The sequence below is a fragment of the Micromonospora sp. DT53 genome, assembly GCF_049841535.1.
In the GTDB taxonomy this organism is placed as follows: Bacteria; Actinomycetota; Actinomycetes; order Mycobacteriales; family Micromonosporaceae; genus Micromonospora.
Genome location: NZ_JBNCKM010000005.1, coordinates 477,722 through 499,648 on the forward strand (window position 1 = coordinate 477,722; position 21,927 = coordinate 499,648).

The following is a 21,927-nucleotide window of genomic DNA, read 5'->3' on the forward strand; positions in this document are numbered from 1 at the left end:
CCGCGGTGCGCGCGGTCCGCCATGATCCACTCGGGTTCACGGAAGTCGGGCTATCCCTCGGACCAGGATGCCCCGACTTCAATGAACCCGAGTCGATCACCCTCGACCTGCGGCCTCGGCACCATCCTCGGCGGCCCTGCCGTCCGGGCCACCCCGGGCAGGGTCACCATCAGCCCGGCTCCTGATCGCGCCCAGGCCCAGCACGAAGGCAATGCTGAAAGCGACACCGAAGGCGACGCCACCCTTCGCCCCGAACACGGGAAGGCCGATCGCCAGGCCGATCAGGATGCCAACCGGCCAGGTCCAGAGATAGGACGTGTCACTCCGCGTACCGGATCTCGCCATGCGTCGATCTTATTCGGCGCCGCCAAGGCCCCACCGATCGCCGTTCTCGACACGACGACCGACCATCAGGCAAGCCCTCACGCGAACCATGCCTATGCCGATCTCGCGATGTCGGGGTCCGCGCCAGGATCACCTGCCGCGCGGAGCTGCTCCTCGAACATGACGAACGTCCGCTGCCGGATCCCACGAATGAGCGCCTGCTCCTTCGGCGTCTCGTGACGTGACTCAGCGTCTGCCAGAAGCTCAATCGAACGCACCGTCTCGTAGAGCGCAAAGATTGGCCCTTCACCCTTGAGATAGTGAGCCCGGAAGGCCTCGACCTCCTGAACGAAGTCCTCTGCCGTACGACGGAATACGTCGCCGCCGATGTCGAAGACGATCTCGCTGAAAAGGTCGTTCTTCTCCTGCCAAGCGCCGGTGTCGATCGCGACACGCCATACCCTGGCGCCGCCGTCGGGTGTCTCCACGATTTTTACCGGCGACTGGTAGTACAGGTAGTAGGACGGGAGCACTAGACCTGGCATTTGGGCCATCAAGCGTTCCCCTCGTAAGTCGACTGCAGCGCCTGCCAAAACAGCTGTTGTTCGCGACGAAGGATCCCGTCTGCGATCGCTCCCTCGCGCCTCGTCAACGCTCGACCCTCGATCCGGGCCAAGGCGTCCACATCGCGGCGCACCTCATACAGCGCATGTTCCCAGACCGCGATCTCGTCGAGCGCGGCCAGGTGCAGACGAAACTCCGCGAGGTGCCCGTTGCGTGCCCGCAGTACGAGTTGCACATCCCGGTAGCCGCTGTCCTCGGGAGACACGAACCGGTCCTGGCAACTCACGATCATGACTTCGGGGTGGTCGCGTATTCGCCCGAGGGCGGCGTAGAGGTCGTCGAGGTTGCGAAACTCAACCTTCGCGGCGGCCAGGTCGAGCAGCTTGGAAGCATCGCCCTGGTGTTTGTTTACCTTGTCCTCGGCTCGACGACGGTCCTTGGGCTGAGGACGCCAGCCGGGCTCTCCGACGCGAAGACCACCGACGTGGGCTAGGGACACTGCTAGCTGATTCAGGTCTGCCTGTGCCTCCATCGCCGCCGAATAGAGATCGTCGAGGTAGCGCTTCCGGTAGACGGCGTCGTCGCGTCGGACCTCGTCGAAACCTGCCTGCGTGACCGGCCCCCGACGCACCTGGATACTCGCGCTGATCCTCAACTGCTCGCTGGTGAGGGGTGTCGGCTCCGGTCGGGGCACGGGCGGGCGGTCCGAATCCTGTCGTCGCATGGCCTCCTGTTGGGCTACGTCGTCGAGCACCTCGGCGAGGACGTCGATGGCCTGTTGATGGCTGGCCAGGTGGTACAGAGTCAGCGGACGGGCCGTCAGTGACTTCGCGAGTTCGGGCGTGGACAGGATCATGCGCGCCAGGTCCGGACGCTGCACCAGCTGCCGCACCAGGTGCTCGGCCAGGTCGGGCTCGTTAGGGGGCGGCTCTCGCCGGGCGCTGTCGAGCATGCCGCGGACCCGGTCATCGGTGAACAGTCGTACAAGATCCTGTGCCGACGCTTCGTCCAGGTCCGGGACCAGCCGGCGAAGAGTGGGCGGGTCGACCGCCGTCGCGAACTCAGCGGGAGTCACGCCGGCCGCGAAGACATCGTCCACACTGTTGGCCGACGAAACAGCGCGGGCACGACCGCCAGGCGGTGTGGGCTGGTCGAGACCGGCGCTCGCTGGATTGTCGGCGTCCGGCGACCACGGGGCCGAGCCCGGGCCGTCGAGGAGCAGGTACATCCGGTTGATGTACGGGTCGCCGTGCCCGCCGTCGTCGTGCGTTGGCGGGTGATCCGGCAGGTCGGGTCGCTCGCTGAACCGCCCCCTCGGCAGTCCGCCGAGCGGCATCGGCCGGCCGTCTCCGCTCAGCACCAGCGCGTCGATGCCGACCACGTCGGGGTAGAGCGGCCGGTCCCGGACCACGCCGTTCTGCGGGTCCACGTAGAGCACTGTGCCGTTCTGGTTGAGCGCCACCCAGGCGTGCGAGCCACCGTGCGCCCACTCGGTGACCAGGAACGAGTAACTGCCGTGGCCGCCCAGCAGCAGTTGGTCGTGCAGGTTGCGGTAGCCCCGGTCGGCGGCCTGCCGCGCCTGCTGGGCGTCGGCGTGTTGGCCGGCGGGGGCGAGGAGTTGCTGGAAGCGCCCGCCGGTCACGTCCTCCACCCGGCCCGGGCCGCCTGCCTCGCCACGGATGGGGCGCCGGATGTCACCGTCCAGGTAGCCGTCGAAGGTACGGGGTGCCGACACGCGGGGCCGCCCGTGCACCCATGTCTCGAACAGTGACAGCGTGCAGTCCAGGCAGTTGATGCCCCGGGTGGCGTCTGCTGCGGGACCGCCGTCGTTGAGGAGCCGGAACCAGCCGCCCTGGCGGGGGTCGGCGGTGCGGGCGATGGCACCGTCCGGCTCGCGGGGCATTTGCCGTTCGACGTCGACCTGGTGCAGGGCGAGTGGTGGACGGAGTCCTCCGGGCTGCCCGTACGGCCGGGAGTCGTCGATGGGCGGCGGATCGTCGTCACCTGTGAGCCTGGACGGGCCGACAGTCTCCACCGCGCCGAGCGCGAGCGCGCCCACGTCCCGGTTGGCGTGCTCGAAGGTGGCGCTGATGTCCACGACCGGCGGGGCCGTGGTGCCGGCCAGCACCGCGTCTGCCAGGTCACGCCATTCGGAGTACGCGCGAGCCTCCTCGTTCGCCGCGCGCTGCCAGCCGTCGGCCCACTGCCGGTTGCCGGCCTGGTGCAGCTGTCGGGCGTAGGTGGCGTACTCGACGGCTCGGCGATCGTGCTCGACGGCACGGGTGCGCAGGCGGGCGGCTTCGGCCTGTCGGCGGTTGTTCTCGAACCCGATCCGTAGCGATTCGTAGTGGTCCTGGTAGCGCCGCCGCTCGGCGGCTTCGGCCGCGGCTGCCCACTGCGCCGCGTACGCGTCGTTGGTTTCGGGCTCGCGCATCGATGGGGCACCGAACGCGGCCACGTCGACGGGGATCGACGCCCTCCCCCGGGCCGGGTGGTCGGGTGCTCGTACCGGTGCGGGCGTCCCCCGCGTCGGAACGCGCGACGGTACGGCGAATCGACCCACCACAGGTGTGGTGGAGGCGACCGGCGGCGCTCCGTTGGTGGTGGTCGGGACGCCGAAGGTGCTCGGTGCCGCTGGGCCGGGGGTGATTGTCGGCGCGGAGGGTCCAGTCGCCGGAGACCAGGCGGTCGGTGCGGAGGTGGTGGTGTGCGACGAGCCGCCGGGGTGGGTCGGCGGCACGCCGGTGGCCGCCGGCCCGCTGCTCGATTCGAGGGGACCGACCACGGGCGCGGCCGCCGACGAGAGCCGCGGATCGGCGGCCGCCGACGACGAAAGCCGCGGATCACCACCCACCGCCGACGTGGCCGGATCGGCACCCACTGCCGAGAACACCGGATCGACACCCAACGCCGGAAACGCCGGATCGACACCCACCGCCGACGTGGCCGGGTTGACGGTCGTCGCCGAGAGCGTGGGGTCGGCCGCGACCTGGTGCGGTACGCCAGTTCTCTCCCCGACTGGTCCGCCCGTCGACGGCGTCGCCTCGGACGCGCTTACCGGACGGCCCACCACGTCCACGTCGGACACCGCACCAACACTCGTCGTCGACGACAGGTGCGCGTCGGTCACGACAGGAGATGCCAGCGCGGCTGCCCCTGACTGCTCGATGCCCGGAGACGTATGCGCGGCCACCTGGTTCGTCGGCGACGCCGCGCCGGCCTCCGTCGCCTGCACGGAAGCGCCCGCAGACGTGACGAGACCACCGGAAGCCACACCACCGGCGGCCCCCGCAGACGCACCCCCCACCGCGGACGGACCCCCCGAGGCGGCCGCATCCCCCGCGACAGGCGGCACTGACGGAAGAGTGGGGCCGGTGAACGACGCCCCGGCGAGGGCGTTGGCCTGCGCGTCGAGCCGGGCGCGTAGCGCGTGGTCGGTCTGGCCGGTGGCCGAGCCGGTGGCCCCGGACGCGGCGGCGCGCGCCACGTCCTCCATCGAGGTCGGGCCCTGACCGGTGGCCAGGCTCGCCGCGCTCTCGGCGAGCACCTCGCCGGTCATCTCCCGACCCAGGTGCTCTCCGACCTTCGCCGCTCGGCCGGTCGCGTGCCGACCCAGGCCGGCCAGCGGCGCCACCGCACCGCCGGCGAGCCCGCCGACCGCCGAGGCACCGAGGTCGGTCAGGTCCAGGCCGTGTGCCCGCCCGGTGGTGTTCTGGTACGCCTGGGTGGCCAGGGTGACCCCGGCTTCCTCGGTGGCCTCCTCCAGCCCTTCCCGGGCGGCCCGCTTGGCGAGCCCGCGCACACCACCCCGGGCGGCCTCCTTGGCGGCCCGTTCGCCGGCCTCCTTGAGCCCGTGTTTGAGGGATTTGCTGGCCAGTTGACCCATCAGCCGCTTGAAGATCTGTTGAACCAGCAGCCGCGTCGCGGTGATCGCCGCACCGGCGGCCGGGGTTGCCGCACCGGCGGTGAGCACCGCCGCGACCGCCACGGAGAGCAACTCGACGACCAGGATGCCCAGCTCGATCCAGACTTCCAGCTTGGCGCCCTCGATGTCGCAACCGCACTCCTCGACCAGGCGGCCCAGGTCTGCCGTGACGGCGAGCAGCACGGGCAGCGGGGCGTCGGCGTTCTCGGCGATGCCCCGCCAGGCCGCCTCGAACGCCGCGTCGACCGCCCCGACGACGCCGTACCCGTTGCGCACCTCGACGGCGGCCGTGGCGGCGTCGGTGTGTGGCCCGGCGAGCACGGAGGCGACCGCGTACCACTGGTCGGCGAGGTCCCAGACGGCCCGCTCGTTGCCCTCCGGCCACTGCACACCGACCACCCAGTCGAGGGCCTCGTAGATCCAGCCGGGCACGTCCCACGGCGCGTGGTCCAGTGGGTGCGGGATGGGACTCGGCAGCACGCTCATCTCAGACCGCCGGCCGTCAGCGCCGGTCGGCGGCCCGGCCGACCCGGGCGGCGTTGGCCCCGTCGGTCTGCACGGTCGCGTCGACCGCCTCGACCACGTCGCCGCCCAGCTCGGTGAGCCGATGCCCGACGCCGGCCCAGGCTCGCAGCACGGTCTGCTCGAACCCTCGGTAGTTGCGCTCGAAGGCGGCGCCGATGTCGTCGCGACCCCACGGCCGGGCGCCACTGGCGGCCTCGATCGCGCCGCCCTCGGCCGCACGTCGGGCCGTCACCGCCTCGCCGGCGAGCGCCAGGTCGGCACCACCGCGGCGGGCCCGGGACGGATCAAGCCAGAGCTGCCCGTCGGTCATGCCTTCGCCTCGCCTTCGCCGAGTGCGGCGTCGGCCCGGCCGAGCAGCGCGGCGTAGTCGCCGGTCTTGAGGAAGTCCATCGTCCCGGAGCCGGCCGGCATGTTCTCGGCGACGAGGTCGCGGGTGGCGTCGCCGGCGGCGGTCGCGGCCGCCCGGATCGTTTCGGTGATTTTTCGGCCGAGCGCCCCAGCGTCGCGGTCCCGGTAGATGGCCGGCGTCAGCTCGACCTCGATCAACTGGCCCTGCGCGCCCACGGTCGCCGTCACCTGCCCGTCGGCCGACCGCCGGGTCACCCGCAGCGCGGCAAGGCGCGTCTGGAGGGTGTCCAAACCGGATCTGAGCTGCTGGTATTGACCGTACACATCGTCGAATCGGGCCCGTAGGTCGCGATTGACGCCCCGGTCCGCCTGTTCGCCCACCGCCGCCCTCCCGTCACCGTCGGTAGAGCGAAACAATACCGGCCGCCATCGATCCGTGTAGTCCGGTAGTTTCAACGCGTGATCGACCGTCAACAGGCCGAGCAGCTCGCGGCCACCTGGGCCCGCCGTGACTCGCAGCGCCTCGGCCACGAGTGCACGGCGATGGTCGACGAGTTCGACCTGGGTTACGTCATCACGTCCGTCGTGCCCACCGAGGTGCGCACGGTGCCGGGTGACCTGCCGACGACAGTCATCGACAAGCAGACCGGCAAGGTCACCACCTGGCCCCGGGTGCCGAGCACTGTGGTGGCGGAGCTGTACCGGCGTAGCCAGCCCGCCGGGCCGACCGCTCCGCGCACCGTCGATCCGTCGAGCCTGCTGGTCCGGGAGATCCACCGGGGCGCCACCCCGAACACCGCCGCGCACCTCACCATCGACGGACGGATCTGGACGGCCCAGGGCACCAAGGCTGAGGTGCCACTCAACCATCACCCGCTCGTGCGCGACTATCTCCACCAACTGCCCCCCGGCGAGCTGGTCCGCGGCGGGGCCGGGCACGCGGAGCTGATCGTGGTCTCCGACGTCCTGCACGAGTACGACCACCGCCGCGCCGCCGAGGGCATCGCGCCGATGGGGCGGGCCGAGGCAGCCGCGCTCCTGGAGGACGCCCGCTTCGAGATCTTCCGGATCCGTGAGCCGGGCGATCCCGCAGGTGGGCCCGCCGAGCGGCCCTGCGACTCGTGCATCAGCTTCCTGGTGCGGGCGAACGTCCTGCCGGAGTCGGCTCGCGCCTACACCGAGACCTGGAACGCGCCGGAGGCACCCGACCCCGATCCCGGGCGCTTCCCGGCGGAGGTCGCCAACGCGCTGGTCGCGGCCGGTTGGCGGCCACACATCGGGGATCAGATCATGGCCGCCGCGGCGGTACGGGACGTCACGTCGGTGGCGGGGCGGAACCACCGACACGAGGTCTTTCCCGCCGCGGTGGAGGCGCTCACCGCGTTCCCCAGTCTGGTCGGCGCGCGGCGCGGCCGGGGCGAGCAGGTGTGGATCTCCCGTTTCGACATCCGTCCGCACACCGTCGCGCACACCTCCGACACCCTCGCGGACTTCGGCGCGGTGCTCGGCGTACGCCTCTTTCCGATCGGCACCGAGCAGCAGGACAGCATCCTGGCGGTGGACGAGCGCGGCCGGGTCTTCGCGCTCGACCAGGCCGGCGAGTGGTTCCTCGGCGACACCATCGACGCCGCGCTGACCACCCTGCTGCTCGGCCGCTCCCCCGCCCGGGTTCGCGACGACGGCACCTGGCAGGCCGACTAGCGCGGCGGCGCTGTGTCCGTGGAGCGCGAGGCCGGTCTGCACCGTGGCCCGGGGCCCAGCGCAGGCGAGTGATCAGCCGACGGAAACAGTCGCGATAACCCTTGTCTGCCGCGAATTCAGTAGCCAAGATGGCAGAGAGATTGCGATAACCGCCGCAGACCGGCGCCCCGGCCCCCTTCGGAGTGATCCCGCCATGAGTGACCAGCAGCAGCTGCGCAACTTCGTCAACGGCTCCTACGTCGACCCGGCCGATGGCGGCTACGCCGACCTGGTCGACCCCTGCACGGGTGAGGTGTTCGCCCAGACCCCGGTGTCCGGCCCCGCCGACGTGGACGCGGCGATGAGCGCCGCCGCCACCGCGTTCGAGAGCTGGCGGGAGGTCACCCCCGCCGAACGGCAGCGGGCGCTGCTCAAGCTCGCCGACGCCGTGGAGGCGCGCGCCGCCGAACTGGTCGACGCCGAGGTGCGCAACACCGGCAAGCCCCGACAGCTCACCGCCGAGGAGGAGCTTCCCCCGGCGGTGGACCAGTTCCGGTTCTTCGCCGGCGCCGCCCGGATGTTGGAGGGGCGGTCCGCCGGGGAGTACCTGGCCGGCCACACCTCCTACGTGCGACGTGAGCCGATCGGCGTCTGCGCACAGGTCACCCCCTGGAACTACCCGCTGATGATGGCGGTCTGGAAGATCGCCCCGGCGCTCGCCGCCGGCAACACGGTGGTGCTCAAGCCGTCGGACACCACGCCGGTGTCGACGCTCTTGCTCGCCGAGATCGCCGCCGAGTTCTTCCCGCCGGGGGTGTTCAACGTGGTCTGCGGCGACCGGGACACCGGTCGTACCCTCGTGTCGCACCCGACCCCGCAGCTGGTGTCGATCACCGGCTCGACCCGCGCGGGCATGGAGGTCGCCGCCGCGGCGGCCCCCGACCTGAAGCGGACCCACCTGGAGTTGGGCGGCAAGGCCCCGGTGGTGATCTTCGATGACGCGGACGTGGCGGCGGCCGCCGAGGCCATCGCGCTGGGTGGCTACTTCAACGCCGGGCAGGACTGCACGGCGGCCACCCGGGTGCTGGCCGGCCCCGGCGTCCACGACGACTTCGTGGCGGCCCTCGCCGAGCAGGCCCGCAACACGAAGACCGGCGCCCCGGACGACGCCGACGTGCTCTACGGTCCGCTGAACAACGCCAACCAGCTCACCCGGGTCAGCGGCTTCGTCGACCGCCTGCCGGACCACGCGGCGATCCAGACCGGCGGGTCCCGGCAGGGCGAACGCGGCTACTTCTACGCGCCGACGGTGGTCTCCGGGCTGCGTCAGGCCGACGAGATCATCCAGGACGAGGTGTTCGGGCCGGTCATCACCGTGCAACGTTTCTCCGACGAGGACGAGGCGGTGCGCTGGGCCAACGGTGTCGACTACGGCCTGTCCGCGTCGGTCTGGACGCGGGACCACGGCCGGGCCATGCGGATGACCCGTCGACTGGACTTCGGGTGCGTCTGGGTCAACACCCACATCCCGTTCGTCTCCGAGATGCCGCACGGTGGCTTCAAGCACTCCGGGCACGGCAAGGACCTTTCGGTCTACAGCCTGGAGGACTACACCCGGATCAAGCACGTCATGCACAACCTGGGGAGCTAGTGAAGCGCGCGGAGTGAGCCGGGTCTGCGAGCCCCGCAGTCGCGAACTCAAGGAGGCACAGCCCCATGACCACTTCCGAGGAACTGCACAAACGGCGTGGTAGCGCCGTCGCCCGGGGTGTCGGCAGTGTGCTCTCGTCCTACGTGGACCGGGCGTCCGGCGGGACGGTCACCGACGTCGACGGCCGGGAGTGGATCGACTTCGCCGCCGGCATCGCCGTGACCAGCGTCGGCAACTCGGCCCCGAGGGTGGTCGAGGCGGTCCGGGCGCAGGTGGAACGGTTCACCCACACCTGTTTCATGGTCGCGCCGTACGAGTCGTACGTGGCGGTGTGCGAGCAGCTCAACGCGTTGACGCCCGGCGGGTTCGAGAAGCGCTCGGCGTTGTTCAACTCCGGCGCGGAGGCGGTGGAGAACGCCGTGAAGGTCGCTCGGCACGCCACCGGGCGGCCGGCGGTCGTCGTGTTCGACCACGCGTACCACGGCCGAACCAACCTGACCATGGCGTTGACCGCGAAGAACATGCCGTACAAGCACCGGTTCGGGCCGTTCGCCGGGGAGATCTACCGGGTGCCGATGTCGTATCCGCTGCGTGACGGCGGGCTCTCCGGCGCGGAGGCGGCGGCACGGGCCGTCGAGATGATCGAGAAGCAGGTCGGCGCGGAGAACGTCGCCGCGCTGCTCATCGAGCCGATCCAGGGCGAGGGTGGCTTCGTCGTACCCGCGCCGGGTTTCCTGCCCGCGCTGCGTGCCTGGGCGACGGCGGCCGGGGTGGTCTTCGTCGCCGACGAGATCCAGACCGGTTTCTGCCGTACCGGTGACTGGTTCGCCTGTCAGCACGAGGGCGTCGAACCCGACCTGGTGACCCTGGCCAAGGGCATCGCCGGTGGCCTGCCGCTGGCCGCGGTGACCGGTCGGGCCGAACTGATGGACGCGGTGCACGTGGGCGGGCTGGGTGGCACGTACGGCGGCAACCCGATCGCCTGTGCGGCGGCGCTGGCCACCATCGAGACCATGCACGAGCTGGACCTGGCCGGTGCGGCCCGACGGATCGAGTCGGTGCTTGTCCCCCGGCTACGGGCCATCGCCGGGCGGGATCCCCGGGTCGCCGAGGTACGCGGCCGGGGCGCGATGCTCGCCGTGGAGCTGGTGCTGCCGGGCACGCTCACCCCGGACCCGGTCGCCACCGCGGCGATCTCGGCGGCCTGTCACGCCGCCGGCCTGCTCACGCTGACCTGCGGCACATACGGCAACGTGCTGCGCCTCCTGCCCCCACTGGTGATCTCCGACGGGCAGCTCGGTCGGGGTGCCGACCTCCTCGACGCCGCCTTCGGCTAAGCGGCGGAGCGGGCGGAGCGGGCTGAGCGGGCTGAGCCGTGGAGCGGGCGGAGCGGCGGAGGGGCCCGGTGCACGGGCCCCTCCGCCGACGTCAGCGAAGCACCTCGACCGTGTTGCGGCGCACCAGGTTCTTGCCCGGCTCGCGGATCTGCTCCATGGCGGCGGAGTTGAGCAGCACGCAACTGCCCGACGGGCCGGTCACCGTCACCGTGGTCGCGCGGTTGTTGTCCAGGTTCGTCACCCGCAGTCGGGTGCCCACCGGGAACTGCCCACTGGTCGCCGCCGGCCCGGCCGCCTCCTCGAAGAAGGTGATCGCCCCCGAGCACGCCGACCGGGGCGCCGGGCCGGGCGCGCCGGGCGACGCGGCACCCGGGCGGACCGTGCCGGGGGCGGGAGCGCCGGCGGGCGGTGCCGCGCCGTCGACGCGTTCCACCACGTTGCGGCGGATCACGTTCTTACCCGGCTCCCGGACCAACTCCATGGCCGCCGCGTTGAGCAGCACGCAACTGCCCGACGGGCCGGTCACCGTCACCGTGGCGGCCCGGTTGTTGTCCAGATTGGTCACCCGCAGCCGGGTACCCACCGGGAACCGGTCGCTTGTCGCCGCCGGTGCCCCACCCTCCGCCGAGAAGGTGACCGAGCCGGCGCAGACCGACGATCGTGCCGGGGCCGTGTCGGCGAACCCGAAGCTGGTCCCCACCGACACGCCCACCACGGCGAGCACCGCCACACTCGCCGCCAGCACGTGCCTGCGCTGCACCCTCATCGCCGTCACTCCCGTCCTCGGTGGTGTCCTTCACTCACCTGGTACGGACCGGAGCGCCCTACCGTTCAGCCGGCGCGGGTATCGATCGTGCGGCGGCCAGGTCCACCGGCCCGTACCGGGTGTGCGGCGCCCCGGTGATCAGCGCCCAGTAGCGGTCGCCGTACGACCAGTGCCACCACTCGGTCGGGTAGTTCACCATCCCCGCGCCGCCGAGAGCGTCCACCATGATCTGCCGGTGCCGACGGGCGGTGCCGCCGATCGCCGGCGCGTCGGTGAAGCAGGCGTCGGCGCTGTCCTCCGGGGTGGCGTCGATGGCCGTGCCCAGATCCAACTCGACACCGTCGTCGGTGCACAGCGTCAGATCCACCGCGCCGCCCGTGCTGTGCGGGGCCACCTCGACAGGTGCGACGAACTTCGTGGTCTCCCGGTGCAGCCGCTCCGGCGACCAGTCCGGGTGTCGTCGGCGCAGCTCGTCCCGGTAGCCGGTGAAGATGGCCAGCTGCGCCTGGTACGGCCGGTAACCCTCGACCACCAGCAGGCGCAGCCCACCCGGCAGGGCACGCTGCGCGGCCAACAAACGGTCCACGACACCCGCGCGCAACCGGGCGTACGCCCCGGCCGGGTCGGCCGCGCGGCCGTCGAGCCGCAGCTCCGGCAGCTCACGCAGGTCCACGAACTCCTCGCCGTCGTCGGCGCTGGGCACGGCCGCCACCCGAGGATCAGAGAGCAGGATCACTTGACGCTCCCCGCCGTGCTCGCATACCGCTCCGCGTGCCGGACGCCTGCCAACTCGACAAGTCGGTCCACCACCTCCCGATAGCCGACCCCGACGGCGGCCCACACCTTCGGGTACATCGAGTGCGCGGTGAAGCCGGGCATCGTGTTCAGCTCGTTGACGTACAGCTCACCAGCGTCGTAGAAGAAGTCGACCCGGGCCAGACCCCAACCGCCGATCGCGGCGAACGCGCGCAGCGACAGCTCACGGACCCGCGCGGTCACCTCGTCCGGCAACACGGCGGGAACGATCATCGGGTCGGCGTCACCGAAGTACTTCTGCTGGTAGTCGAACCAGCCGCCGACGACCCGCACCTCGCCCACCGCCGACGCCTCGGGACGCCAACCACCGAGCACCGCGCACTCCAACTCCCGGCCGGCGACCCCCTGCTCGACCATGACGAGCTGGTCGTGGCGAAGCGCCTCCTCCACGGCGGCGGCCAGGTCGTCACCCTCACCGACGCGGGAGATGCCGATCGACGAACCCATGCTTGCCGGTTTGACGAACAGTGGCCGGGTCAGCCCGGTCACCAGCTTCTCCGGGTCGTCGACGGCCCGGTAGGTGTGCGCGTCGAACGACACGTACGGGGTGACGGGGATGCCCTCGGCGCGCAGCGCCCGCTTCATCGCCACCTTGTTCATGCCCACCGCCGAGGCGAGGATGCCGCACCCGACATACGGCACGTTCAGCGACTCCAGCAGCCCCTGCACCACACCGTCCTCGCCGTACGGGCCGTGCAGCACCGGGAAGACCACGTCCAGCTCGGCGTGCACCGCGCCGGGGGCGTTGCCGGCGAACACCTGCACGACGCCTGGACGCGGCGCGGCCCGCAGCTCGATGGCCGGCCCGGTCACCACCAGCTGGTCGTCGATGGCCCGTTCGCCGGCCGGTCGGTCGCGCAACTCGGCCAGCAGCGCGTCGGGCATCAGCCGGAAACCGCCGCTGCGGGTGACACCGATGGCGACCGTGCGGTAGCCGCCGCCGGCGAGCGCCCGGGCCACCCCGAGCGCGGAGGCACAGGAGACCTCGTGCTCCGCCGACGGTCCACCGAACAGGATTCCGATCCGAACCGGCGCGCTCACGCGGCCACCCCTTCCCCGGGCAGGTCGGCGGATCGCGGGGCCATCAACCGGGCCACCAGCGCCGCCTCCACGTTTCCGCCGGTCAGCACCACACCGACCGTCCGCTGCCGGTCGCTCGTCGGTGCCGTCCGGCTTTCGCCGGCCGGCGGAAGCCGAAGGGCGCCGGCCAGGCCCGCCGCCCCGGACGGCTCGGCGAGCACCTTGACCTCCGTCAGGATCAGCCGGAACGCCGCAGCGATCTCGTCGTCGTCGACCCGGACGACCCCGCGCAGCGTGTCCCGCACGATGGCGAACGGCAGCTCACCCACGCAGGACGGCCGCAGCCCGTCCGCGATGGTGGGCGCCGGCGCGACCGGAACCCGAACACCGGCCGCCAGGCTGCGGGCCAGCGAGTCGCAGCCCACCGGCTCGACGCCGTACACCTCGATGCCGGAGCGGGCGGCGGCCAGGCACGCGCCGGCCACCCCACCACCACCACCCACAGGTACGACGAGCGCGTCCAACGGCGTCCCCGCCCGCTCGGCGTCCTCGATCAGCTCCAGGCTCGCGGTGCCCTGCCCGGCGATCACGTCCGGATGGTCGTACGCGTCGATGACCGGGTGACCGCTCTCGTCGCTGAGCCCGTTGGCCACCGCCACCCGCTCCTCGACGCCGGTGCCGGCGAACACCACACGCGCCCCCGCCGCGCGCGCCCGGTCGACCTTCGTCGGCGCCGCGTCGACCGGCAGCACCACGGTCGCCGCCAGCCCGTGCTGCCGGGCCGCCAACGCCACAGCCACCGCGTGGTTGCCGGTGCTCTGCGCGATCACCCCGGTGTGGCCGGCCGAGGCGAGACGGCCAACCGCGCGCAACGCGCCCCGCATCTTGTACGAGCCGCCGTGCTGCAGGTTCTCCGCCTTGAGCAGGACCCGCGCCCCAGCGAGCTCGTCGATCACCGGGGACCGCAGCACGGGTGTGCGGACCACGCGGCCGGCGAGCCAGCGGCCGGCCTCCTCGACATCGGCCCGGACCTGGCCAACGGTGCGTGACATCGTCTCTCCTTTTCGGGCACACCACAGGCGGGATCCAGCGGTACGTGGACCCCGGTGAAGGTGGGTGGAAGTGTCAGGTCAGGGTGGGTAGCTGGACGTCGACCCGCAGGCCGCCGTGCTCGGCGGGCCGGGCCGCGATGATGCCGTCGTGGGCCTGCGTGATCGAGCGGGCGATGGCCAGGCCCAGGCCGGCCCCGCCGCCCTGCGAGGTCCGGTCCCGGGCGAGTCGGCGGAACGGCTCGAACAGGCCGGCCACCGCCTCCGCCGGCACGGGCTGGCCGGTGTTCACCACGGACAGCGCGGGCACGCCGCTCACCACGACTGTCAGCGAACCGCCCGGCCGGTTGTACTTGATCCCGTTCTCCACCAGGTTGGTGACCAGGCGTTCCAGCAGCACCCGCTCGCCGACGACCACCCGGGGCGCGAGATGGGTCTGCACCGTGACTTCGGCCTCCCGGGCGCGGTCCAGGTACCCGGCCAGCACCGCCTCGACGATCGTGTCCAACCGCTGCGGTATCCGCGAACGGAGGCCCTGGTCACTTTCGCTGAGCGCGAGCAGACCCTCGATCAGGCGTTCGTTGCGCTCGTTGGTCTCCAACAGCTGACTGGTCAACAACTCCAACTGCTCACCGCTGAGCGCCCTGGCCATGCCGACCTCGATCAGCGTCCGCTGCACCGCGAGGGGCGTACGCAACTCGTGCGAGGCGTTCGCGGCGAACCGCCGCTGCCCCTCGTACCCGGCGGAGACGCGCTCCATCATCTCGTCGATCGCCCGGGACAGCCGGGCCAACTCGTCGCTGCCCCGAGGCCGGATCCGGTGACCGAGGTTCTGCGGGCCGAGGTGCCTGATCGGCCCGGCCAGGTCAGCGACCGGCCGCAGGCACCACACCGCGGCGAACCAGAGCGCCACCAGGACGGCCAGGGTCACGAGCAGGACGGCCGCCACGGGCAGCATGAACGCGCCCGGCCGTACGTTGCGGCACACCCCCGACAACCCGGGCATGGGCACATCGCAGAACTGCTGCCCCCAGGTCCAGGTCATCGCCGACAGCCACTTGCCCATCGCCGGCAGCACCGGGCCGGCCAACAGCGCCAGCAGCCCCACCAGCAACACCCGACGTCGGGGCGTCCAGTTCACGCCGTACCGCCGATGCGGTAGCCGGCCTTCGGAACGGTGTGGATGATCGCGGGATCGCCGAGCTTCTTGCGCAGGGTCATCACGGTGACCCGTACGGCGTTGGTGAACGGGTCGGCGAACTCGTCCCAGGCCTGCTCCAGCAACTCCTCGGCGCTCACCACCTGGCCGTCGGCGCGCAGCAGCACGTGCAGCACCGCGAACTCCTTCGGGCTCAACGCCAGCGGACGGCCGTCCCGGGTGGCCACGTGCCGGCCCACGTCCAGCGCCAAGCCGTCCTGGGTGAGCACCGGCGGCAGCGCCGGCGTGGACCGTCGCCCGAGGGCCTGCACCCGGGCCACCAACTCGGCGAAGGCGAACGGCTTCGTCAGGTAGTCGTCCGCACCGAGGCCGAGGCCCTCCACCCGGTCCCGGATACCGGCCGCCGCGGTGAGCAGCAACACCCGGGTGCCGACCTGCGAGTCGGCGATGCTGCGGCACACCTCGTCGCCGGTGTGCCCCGGCATGTCCCGGTCCAGCACCGCGACGTCGTAGCGGTTCACCCCGACCCGCTCCAGCGCACCGTCACCGTCGTAGCAGACGTCGACGGCCATCGAGAGGCGGCGCAGCCCTTCGGCCACCGTGTCCGCCAACAACCGCTCGTCGTCCGCCACCAGCACCCGCACGTTTTCCGCTCCCCCAGTTCGGCTTGCCCGGCATACCGTTGCAGGCCCGGGTTAAGGGTTCTGTAAGCACCCGCCGCAGCCATCCTCCACGCGAGTGTCCAGCGGGCAAACCACCGCAAGCCCGGCCCGACCAACTTCGTGCCCGTCTCACACCACCTGCGCAGTCCGTCCCCACCACCCCGGGGCGATGCGCAGAGGGTGAGCTGCATCACGCCCACCAACCGAAGATCCGCAGCTCGCCCCCGAGTTCGCCATCCAAACCCGTCAAGCCCACCACCAACCACCCGCCCTGCCTGCCCCCGCCTGCCCCCGCCTGCCCACCGCGTCGATCATGGAGTTGTGGTGGGCATCTAATACCGTTTCGCGCCTTTCGCGAGGCACCACAACTCCATGATCGACGCGGGCAGGGCGGGCAGGGCAGGCAGGGCGGGGCGGGGCGGGCGGGGCGGGGCGGGCGGGGCGGGCGGGGCGGGGGTGGCTAGGGGTTAAGGAGGGGGATCAAGGTTCGGATGATGTGGGCGGGGCGACGGTAGAGGTCCTGGTCCGTGAAGTGGCGCATTTGCCAGCCGTTGGCAGCGAGCCAATTCGTTCGAGCGCGATCGTGCCGGAGGCGGACACGGTCCAGATGAGACGACCCGTCGTACTCGACGCCGACGCGGTGGCGCCGATACCCGAGGTCCAGGCGATAGAGCGGTATCCCGTTGCTGTCCGGGACCCAAATCTGCGGCTCGGGCGTTGGCAGGCCGCCGTCCATCAGTACTAGCCGCAGCTGGCTCTCTTGCCGACACTCCGCCCGAGGATCGGCGCGTGGCACGAGATCACGCGCCTGACAGACTCCACGCAACCGGTCGTGTCGAGCGACCTCGACCCTGAGTTCCTCGGGCCGACAGGCACCTACGCGAAGACAAAGGTCCAGCAGCGGCATCGCTTCCATTCGACGCATCGACCGGGCCAGGTCCACCGCGCACCTGGCAGCGGGCGCACAGGGCACCCCGGCCAGCAGCACCGGATCACGCACCGGCAGCACTGCCTCGTGGGTAACCACGCCTCGTATATGTGGGACGTTTTCTCCCGCCGGCACGATCACGTGCACGTTGGGGCTTCGCGCGTCGCCGAAGCCATGCAGTTGTGCGCCGGTGTGAAAGCCGACGACGGCGCTGGAGGGCAGCCGCCGGAAGATTGCCGACAGGCGTCCGGCCTGGTCGACCGATGGCGCGTACACGCTCCGGGACAGCCGTTGCAGGCGGGACTGCTCGGTCAACCTGCGCACCTGCTCCCGGCTGAGGCCGGCCGCGAGTAACTCCGAGTATCGATACAGAGGCTCTGCCATGCCGCAAAAATCTGCAGCACCAGGTCATCAACTCTCGACCCCAACCAGGCGCCCTGTGGATAACCACCGACCCTGTGCACAACCCCCGCAGCCCTCCCCGACCGTGCTATGGAACCGAGTCCGCCAACTCAGTCGATCATGGAGTTGTGGTGGTGACAAATGCCTTGGAACAGCATCTTCCGCCCACCACAACTCCATGATCCACACGCTGCAGGGGGGTTAGTCGCAGGCTGTGCCGTCGCCGTCTCGGTCCAGGTCGTAGATGTCGTCGCCGATCACTCGGATCGGCCCGGTTGCGTAGGCGGGGCCGTTGCCACCGCCACCCGCGCAGTCGACGTCGCTGGCGATCGGGACGCAGCCGCTGTAGTTCGGGTCGCACTTGGACGACTGCGGCTTCTTGGTGCCGACGGCGACGACCTGGGCCACCGGCTGCTTCGTCACGACGGACTTGACCAGCTTCTTCGCCGTCCGCACGCCGTCGGTGGTGGTCACCTCGTATGTCAGGGTCCGTGCGCCGTTCACGCCCTTGGTTCGGACGACCCGCTTGCCCTCGGTGAGGGAGGAGTCCTTGACGGTCCGCTCGCTGTACCGGACCGTGACCTGCTCCGTCACGGTTGTCACCTGCACCACGGGCGCGGGCGCCGCCGACGTGGGCGTCGTGGTGGGCGCCGCTGACGTGGGCACCGACGTGGACACCGTGGAGGGCGCGGCGGCGGGGGCCTCCTCGGTCGGTTCGCCGGGCGCGGCCAGGATCGGCTGTTGTGCCGCGTCGGCGGCGGTGTCGGTCTTTGTCGATTCTGGCTCGCCGGTCAGCGCGCCGACGATGGCGGTGCCGGTGCAGCAGAGCAGCAGGATCGACAGGGTCACCGAGCCGAGGATCACGGCGACGCGGCGGGCGGGAGTGGCCCGGCGGAACCAGTTGGGTCGGGACGGCGGGTACGGCGGCCCCGGGTTCTGTGGTGGTTGCATCGTCACGGCGATGAGTGTCGCCGCAAACACGGTCTGCAATATCCACCGTCGCGCTCGTCACCTGCGCCTTTCGCTGCGCGGGAAAGATCGTGGGCGCGCTCGGGGGCGACGAGTCGGCAGGCGTGGCAACCCTCCGGGTCGGCGGGGCAGGGCCGATCGTGCGGGTATCAGCACCAACAAAAGCCGCAGATCCCCACGCACCGGAGCGACAAGCGATCGGGTGACCTACGCGGCGGCGAAAACTGTCGCGATGCCGTCAGCGGGGCAGGCTCACCGCTCCTCCATCGCCCATGGTGACCCGTAGGCAACGAGCAGGTCGAGGAAGGGCAGCGGGGGCAGCGCCTCCGGCCCGAGCACACCGGCACCGGTCCACGCGCCGGTGGCGAGCAACTCCAACGCGACGATCGGGTTGACTGCGGTCTGCCAGACCACCGCCTGGTGCCCGTACTCCCGCATCGACCACTCGTTGTCGACCACGTGGTAGAGGTAGACCTCGCGGGGTTGCCCGTTCGGGCCGAGGCCGCGTACCCAGGTGCCGGCGCAGGTCTTGCCGCGCATCCGGGCGCCGAGGGTGGCCGGGTCGGGCAGGCTCGCGGCCACCACGTCGCGCGGGGAGACGTCGACGCCGCGTACCCGCACCGGGGAGACGGCGTCCAGGCCGAGCTTGTGCAGTGTCTTGAGCACCTCGATGAACTCGTCGCCGAGGCCGTACTTGAAGGTGACCCGCCGGGCCTTGACCCAGCGCGGGATGAGCAGCACCTCCTCGTGCTCGACGTTGACGCACTCGACCGGCCCGATTCCCTCCGGAAAGTGGAAGACCTCCGGCTCGGAGAACGGTTCGGTGGTGAACCAGCCCCGGTCCCTCTCCCAGACGACAGGTGGGTTGAGGCACTCCTCGATTGTGGTCCAGATGGAGAACGAGGGCGCGAAGTCGTACCCGTCGACTGTGAGGTTCGCGCCGTCCCGGACACCGATATCGTCGATCTCAGCGAACAGTTCGTCGGCGGCGTACCTGGCGAACACGTCGGAGAGGCCGGGCTCGACCCCGATGCCGCAGAGCGCCAGCCGACCGGCCGCCGACCAGGTGTCGGTCAGCGCGAACTGTTCGTCGCCGAGCTTCACCCCGGTCTCGGCGTGCGACAGCGACATCGCCATGTCCAGGTAGTCCGCGCCGGCCGCGAACGCGCCATTGAAGATCGGCATGACGAACCGCGGGTCGACGGCGTTGAGGACGTGCGTGATCCGGTGCTCCCGGCACAGCGCGGTGACCGCGTCGACCGAGGAGGCGTCCACCTGGGCGGCGACGAACCGGTCACCGTGCCCGGCGACCGCACGTTCGGCACGAACGGGGTCGTGGTCGGCGACCACGATGGTCTCGAAGAAGGTCCGTCGGGCGGCGATGGCTACGGCGGCGGAGCCGACGCCACCGGCGCCGACGAGGAGGACACGCATCAGGAATCAAACCCCAAACCGAAACGATCGAGAGTACGGAGCCAGAGGTCGCGCCGACCCTCGCGCGCGTCGGCGCGGGCCAGTGACCGGCGGGTGAGATTGATGCCGACCGCGCGGACGGGTTCCGGTGGGAACGGCAGTGGCTTGCGGCGAACCAGGTCGAGCCGGGTCAGTGGGGTGTTTCGGCCGTCGAGCAGGTCGAGCAGCACCCGGGCGCCGAAGCGGGTGGCCCCGACGCCGAGGCCGGTGTAGCCGGCCGCGTACGCCAGCCGACCGCCGTGGGCGGTGCCGAAGAACTGGCAGAACCGGGTGCAGGTGTCGATGACACCTCCCCAGCGGTGGCTGAACCGTACGTCGGCGAGCTGCGGGAACGTGGTGTAGAAGTGGCGGGCGAGGGTGGTGAAGGTGGCCGGGCGTTGCTCCAGCTCGGGCGCGACCCGATTGCCGTAGTGGTAGACGGCGTCGTAGCCGCCGAAGAGGATCCGTCCGTCGGTGGTGATCCGGTAGTAGTGGAACTGGTTGGCGGTGTCGGCGAGCCCCTGCCGGTTGTGCCAACCGATGGCGTCGCGCTGGGCGGGGGTGAGCGGCTCGGTCATCAGCACGTGGTCGTAGACGGGCACGAGGTACGCCCGCAGCCGGCGCAGCAGCGGCGGGAACGCGTTGGTGGCCAGCACGACCCGGCGGGCCCGGATCGAGCCGGGTCGGCCGGCGGCCCGGGTGTCGGTCCGGCCGCCGTCGGCCGGGAAGGTGACGGGATCGGTGCCCAGGGTGCTCGCGTGCAGCGCGGCGGTGTCGGCGCGCAGGCCGGTGACCCGGGTGTGCTCGTGCACGCGTACGCCGAGGTCGAGGCAGGCACGGCGCAGACCCCAGGCCAGCTTCGCCGGGTCCACCATGGCCACCCGGTCGGCGTCGAACATCCCACCCAGGTACGTCGGTGAACGCACTTCGGCGCGTACCTCGTCGCGGTCGAGCAGCCGCACCCGGTGGCCGTACCGGCGGGCCAGGTCGGCGTCGGCGGCCAGCCCGTCGAGTTGGTACGGCGCGACGGCGACAGCCAGTTCGCCGGTGCGCTCGAAGTCGCAGTCGATGTCGAAGGCCGCGACGGTGGCGGCGATGGCGTCCAGGTTCTCCCTGCCGAGGCGTTCCAACTCGCCGACCTCGTCGGGGAACCGGTCGACACCGTTGGCGAGGCCGTGGGTCAGCGAGGCGGCGCAGAACCCGCCGTTGCGCCCGGACGCGGCCCAACCGCAGGTCCCGGCGTCGACGAGCAGCACGTCCCGGTCCGGGTCCGCCTGTTTCGCCAACAGCGCGGCCCACAGTCCGCCGTAACCGCCGCCGATCACCAGCAGGTCGGCGGAGTGCCGGCCGGCCAGTGGCGGTAGCGGGTCGGGGCGGTCCGGGCGGTCGAGCCAGTACGGCACGGGTGCCGCGTCGGCCAACGCCCGGCCGTTGGGCGGGAGCGTCATGACGGCCCACCGGCCGGACGGTCCGAAGACCGAGCCGCGTCCGGGAACGTCATGACGACCGTCGCGGGTGACCTGACGGCCCGGTCAGCAGGTTGGCGCGGCGGGCCCGTCGCCCGCGCAGCGAGCTGAGCCCCACGAGCAGCAGCGCGACCGCGAACATCGCGGTGCCGATCACGTTGACCTGCGGGGGGATGCCACGCTGGGCAGCGCCCCAGACGTACATCGGGAACGTGACAGTGGTGCCGGCGTTGAAGTTCGTGATGATGAAGTCGTCGAAGCTCAGCGAGAAGGCCAGCAACGCGGCGGCCACGATGCCGGGCAGCACCAGCGGCAGGGTGATCCTCCGGAAGGTCTGCCACTCGCTGGCGTAGAGGTCCATGGCGGCCTCCTCCAGCCGCCGGTCCATTCCGGCGAGCCGCGCCTTCACGGTGACCACCACGAACGACACGCAGAACATCACGTGCGCGATCACGATGGTCCAGAAACCCTGCGGTACGCCCGCCGACACGAGCAGGGCCAGCAACGACGTGCCCATCACCAACTCCGGTGTGGCCATCGGCAGGAAGATCAGCCCGTTGATTCCGGATCGGCCACGGAAGCGGTGCCGCACCAGCGCGAACGCCATCAGGGTGCCGAGCACGGTGGCGACGACTGTGGCGAGAAAGCCGATCTGCACACTGCGGACCACCGCGTCACACATGTCCGAGGTGGCGCATGGCTGCCGCCAGTTGTCCACCGTGAACTCGTTGAAGTCGTACGACAGTCGGCTCGACGGCCTGTTGAACGACAGCGCGGCCACCACCAGGATCGGCAGCGCCAGGTAGCCGAGCACCAGCACCGCCACGATCATCACCCAGCGGTCCGCCAACCAGCGCGAGAGCCGCATCAGAGCCACCTTTCAT

General features: G+C 71.2%; 19 protein-coding genes. 3 read left to right on the top strand and 16 right to left on the bottom strand.

Annotated features, from left to right (window positions below; translation table 11 throughout):
* Positions 1-96: 96 nt before the first annotated feature.
* The 5 genes from ACLQ3B_RS19180 to ACLQ3B_RS19200 all read right to left on the bottom strand — a co-directional run bounded on the left by ACLQ3B_RS19180 (position 97) and on the right by ACLQ3B_RS19200 (position 6,067).
* Complete coding sequence (locus ACLQ3B_RS19180) at positions 97-345, bottom strand: hypothetical protein (RefSeq protein WP_425782084.1); 249 nt, start codon at positions 343-345, stop codon at positions 97-99.
* A gap of 92 nt (positions 346-437) precedes the next feature.
* A complete protein-coding gene (locus tag ACLQ3B_RS19185; RefSeq protein ID WP_425782085.1) occupies positions 438-878 on the bottom strand; it encodes a hypothetical protein in 441 nt (146 codons plus the stop codon).
* The gene (locus ACLQ3B_RS19190; protein ID WP_425782086.1) at positions 878-5,299 is read right to left on the bottom strand and encodes a toxin glutamine deamidase domain-containing protein; all 4,422 of its coding nucleotides are present in this window, start codon (positions 5,297-5,299) and stop codon (positions 878-880) included. The genes ACLQ3B_RS19185 and ACLQ3B_RS19190 overlap by 1 nt, the downstream gene beginning before the upstream one ends.
* A 16-nt stretch (positions 5,300-5,315) precedes the next feature.
* Positions 5,316-5,648 carry a hypothetical protein gene (locus ACLQ3B_RS19195; RefSeq protein WP_425782087.1) on the bottom strand — a complete coding sequence of 111 codons (333 nt, stop codon included), beginning with the start codon at positions 5,646-5,648 and terminating at the stop codon, positions 5,316-5,318.
* Positions 5,645-6,067, bottom strand: a complete 423-nt coding sequence (locus ACLQ3B_RS19200; protein WP_425782088.1) for a YbaB/EbfC family nucleoid-associated protein — start codon at positions 6,065-6,067, stop codon at positions 5,645-5,647. Before ACLQ3B_RS19200 ends, ACLQ3B_RS19195 begins: the two co-directional genes overlap by 4 nt.
* A gap of 78 nt (positions 6,068-6,145) precedes the next feature.
* Here ACLQ3B_RS19200 and ACLQ3B_RS19205 point away from each other — a divergent pair, with 78 nt between their 5' ends.
* From ACLQ3B_RS19205 to gabT, 3 genes are all read left to right on the top strand, one after another.
* Positions 6,146-7,387 (top strand): SUKH-3 domain-containing protein, encoded by a 1,242-nt coding sequence (locus ACLQ3B_RS19205; protein ID WP_425782089.1) that lies wholly within the window; start codon positions 6,146-6,148, stop codon positions 7,385-7,387.
* A gap of 193 nt (positions 7,388-7,580) precedes the next feature.
* Positions 7,581-9,017, top strand: a complete 1,437-nt coding sequence (locus ACLQ3B_RS19210; RefSeq protein ID WP_425782090.1) for a gamma-aminobutyraldehyde dehydrogenase — start codon at positions 7,581-7,583, stop codon at positions 9,015-9,017.
* 65 nt (positions 9,018-9,082) lie between these two features.
* Positions 9,083-10,354 carry a 4-aminobutyrate--2-oxoglutarate transaminase gene (gene gabT / locus ACLQ3B_RS19215; RefSeq protein ID WP_425782091.1) on the top strand — a complete coding sequence of 424 codons (1,272 nt, stop codon included), beginning with the start codon at positions 9,083-9,085 and terminating at the stop codon, positions 10,352-10,354.
* Positions 10,355-10,445: 91 nt separating this feature from the next.
* Here the strand turns inward: gabT and ACLQ3B_RS19220 are convergent, their stop codons facing one another.
* The 11 genes from ACLQ3B_RS19220 to ACLQ3B_RS19270 form a co-directional block, all read right to left on the bottom strand.
* Positions 10,446-11,120, bottom strand: coding sequence for a hypothetical protein (locus ACLQ3B_RS19220; protein ID WP_425782092.1), 675 nt, complete (start codon positions 11,118-11,120; stop codon positions 10,446-10,448).
* A 58-nt stretch (positions 11,121-11,178) separates the two neighbouring features.
* Positions 11,179-11,856: a M15 family metallopeptidase gene (locus ACLQ3B_RS19225; RefSeq protein WP_425782093.1), complete on the bottom strand. Its 678-nt coding sequence runs from the start codon at positions 11,854-11,856 to the stop codon at positions 11,179-11,181.
* A complete protein-coding gene (locus ACLQ3B_RS19230) occupies positions 11,853-12,977 on the bottom strand; it encodes a D-alanine--D-alanine ligase family protein (protein WP_425782094.1) in 1,125 nt (374 codons plus the stop codon). The genes ACLQ3B_RS19225 and ACLQ3B_RS19230 overlap by 4 nt, the downstream gene beginning before the upstream one ends.
* Positions 12,974-14,008, bottom strand: a complete 1,035-nt coding sequence (locus ACLQ3B_RS19235; protein ID WP_425782095.1) for a threonine ammonia-lyase — start codon at positions 14,006-14,008, stop codon at positions 12,974-12,976. Before ACLQ3B_RS19235 ends, ACLQ3B_RS19230 begins: the two co-directional genes overlap by 4 nt.
* 73 nt (positions 14,009-14,081) lie before the next feature.
* Positions 14,082-15,146, bottom strand: coding sequence for a sensor histidine kinase (locus ACLQ3B_RS19240; RefSeq protein WP_425782096.1), 1,065 nt, complete (start codon positions 15,144-15,146; stop codon positions 14,082-14,084).
* The gene (locus tag ACLQ3B_RS19245; RefSeq protein WP_425782097.1) at positions 15,143-15,808 is read right to left on the bottom strand and encodes a response regulator transcription factor; all 666 of its coding nucleotides are present in this window, start codon (positions 15,806-15,808) and stop codon (positions 15,143-15,145) included. Before ACLQ3B_RS19245 ends, ACLQ3B_RS19240 begins: the two co-directional genes overlap by 4 nt.
* Before the next feature lie 478 nt (positions 15,809-16,286).
* Entirely contained in the window at positions 16,287-17,138 is an 852-nt protein-coding gene (locus ACLQ3B_RS19250) for a DUF559 domain-containing protein (protein WP_425782098.1), read from the bottom strand.
* Positions 17,139-17,357: 219 nt separating this feature from the next.
* Positions 17,358-18,107, bottom strand: coding sequence for a G5 domain-containing protein (locus ACLQ3B_RS19255; RefSeq protein ID WP_425782145.1), 750 nt, complete (start codon positions 18,105-18,107; stop codon positions 17,358-17,360).
* A 270-nt stretch (positions 18,108-18,377) separates the two neighbouring features.
* Entirely contained in the window at positions 18,378-19,559 is a 1,182-nt protein-coding gene (locus ACLQ3B_RS19260) for a saccharopine dehydrogenase C-terminal domain-containing protein (RefSeq protein ID WP_425782099.1), read from the bottom strand.
* Positions 19,559-21,025: an NAD(P)/FAD-dependent oxidoreductase gene (locus ACLQ3B_RS19265; protein ID WP_425782100.1), complete on the bottom strand. Its 1,467-nt coding sequence runs from the start codon at positions 21,023-21,025 to the stop codon at positions 19,559-19,561. Before ACLQ3B_RS19265 ends, ACLQ3B_RS19260 begins: the two co-directional genes overlap by 1 nt.
* A 49-nt stretch (positions 21,026-21,074) precedes the next feature.
* The gene (locus ACLQ3B_RS19270) at positions 21,075-21,911 is read right to left on the bottom strand and encodes an ABC transporter permease (RefSeq protein ID WP_425782101.1); all 837 of its coding nucleotides are present in this window, start codon (positions 21,909-21,911) and stop codon (positions 21,075-21,077) included.
* Positions 21,912-21,927: the final 16 nt, after the last annotated feature.

Coding starts and splice junctions, on each gene's coding strand:
- ACLQ3B_RS19235 (WP_425782095.1), bottom strand. CDS start 14,008: ATGTCACGCACCGTTGGCCAGGTCCGGGCCGATGTCGAGGAGGCCGGC.
- ACLQ3B_RS19210 (WP_425782090.1), top strand. CDS start 7,581: ATGAGTGACCAGCAGCAGCTGCGCAACTTCGTCAACGGCTCCTACGTC.
- ACLQ3B_RS19255 (WP_425782145.1), bottom strand. CDS start 18,107: ATGCAACCACCACAGAACCCGGGGCCGCCGTACCCGCCGTCCCGACCC.
- ACLQ3B_RS19270 (WP_425782101.1), bottom strand. CDS start 21,911: ATGCGGCTCTCGCGCTGGTTGGCGGACCGCTGGGTGATGATCGTGGCG.
- ACLQ3B_RS19260 (WP_425782099.1), bottom strand. CDS start 19,559: ATGCGTGTCCTCCTCGTCGGCGCCGGTGGCGTCGGCTCCGCCGCCGTA.
- ACLQ3B_RS19180 (WP_425782084.1), bottom strand. CDS start 345: ATGGCGAGATCCGGTACGCGGAGTGACACGTCCTATCTCTGGACCTGG.
- ACLQ3B_RS19195 (WP_425782087.1), bottom strand. CDS start 5,648: ATGACCGACGGGCAGCTCTGGCTTGATCCGTCCCGGGCCCGCCGCGGT.
- ACLQ3B_RS19220 (WP_425782092.1), bottom strand. CDS start 11,120: ATGAGGGTGCAGCGCAGGCACGTGCTGGCGGCGAGTGTGGCGGTGCTC.
- ACLQ3B_RS19185 (WP_425782085.1), bottom strand. CDS start 878: ATGGCCCAAATGCCAGGTCTAGTGCTCCCGTCCTACTACCTGTACTAC.
- ACLQ3B_RS19265 (WP_425782100.1), bottom strand. CDS start 21,025: ATGACGCTCCCGCCCAACGGCCGGGCGTTGGCCGACGCGGCACCCGTG.
- gabT (WP_425782091.1), top strand. CDS start 9,083: ATGACCACTTCCGAGGAACTGCACAAACGGCGTGGTAGCGCCGTCGCC.
- ACLQ3B_RS19190 (WP_425782086.1), bottom strand. CDS start 5,299: ATGAGCGTGCTGCCGAGTCCCATCCCGCACCCACTGGACCACGCGCCG.
- ACLQ3B_RS19250 (WP_425782098.1), bottom strand. CDS start 17,138: ATGGCAGAGCCTCTGTATCGATACTCGGAGTTACTCGCGGCCGGCCTC.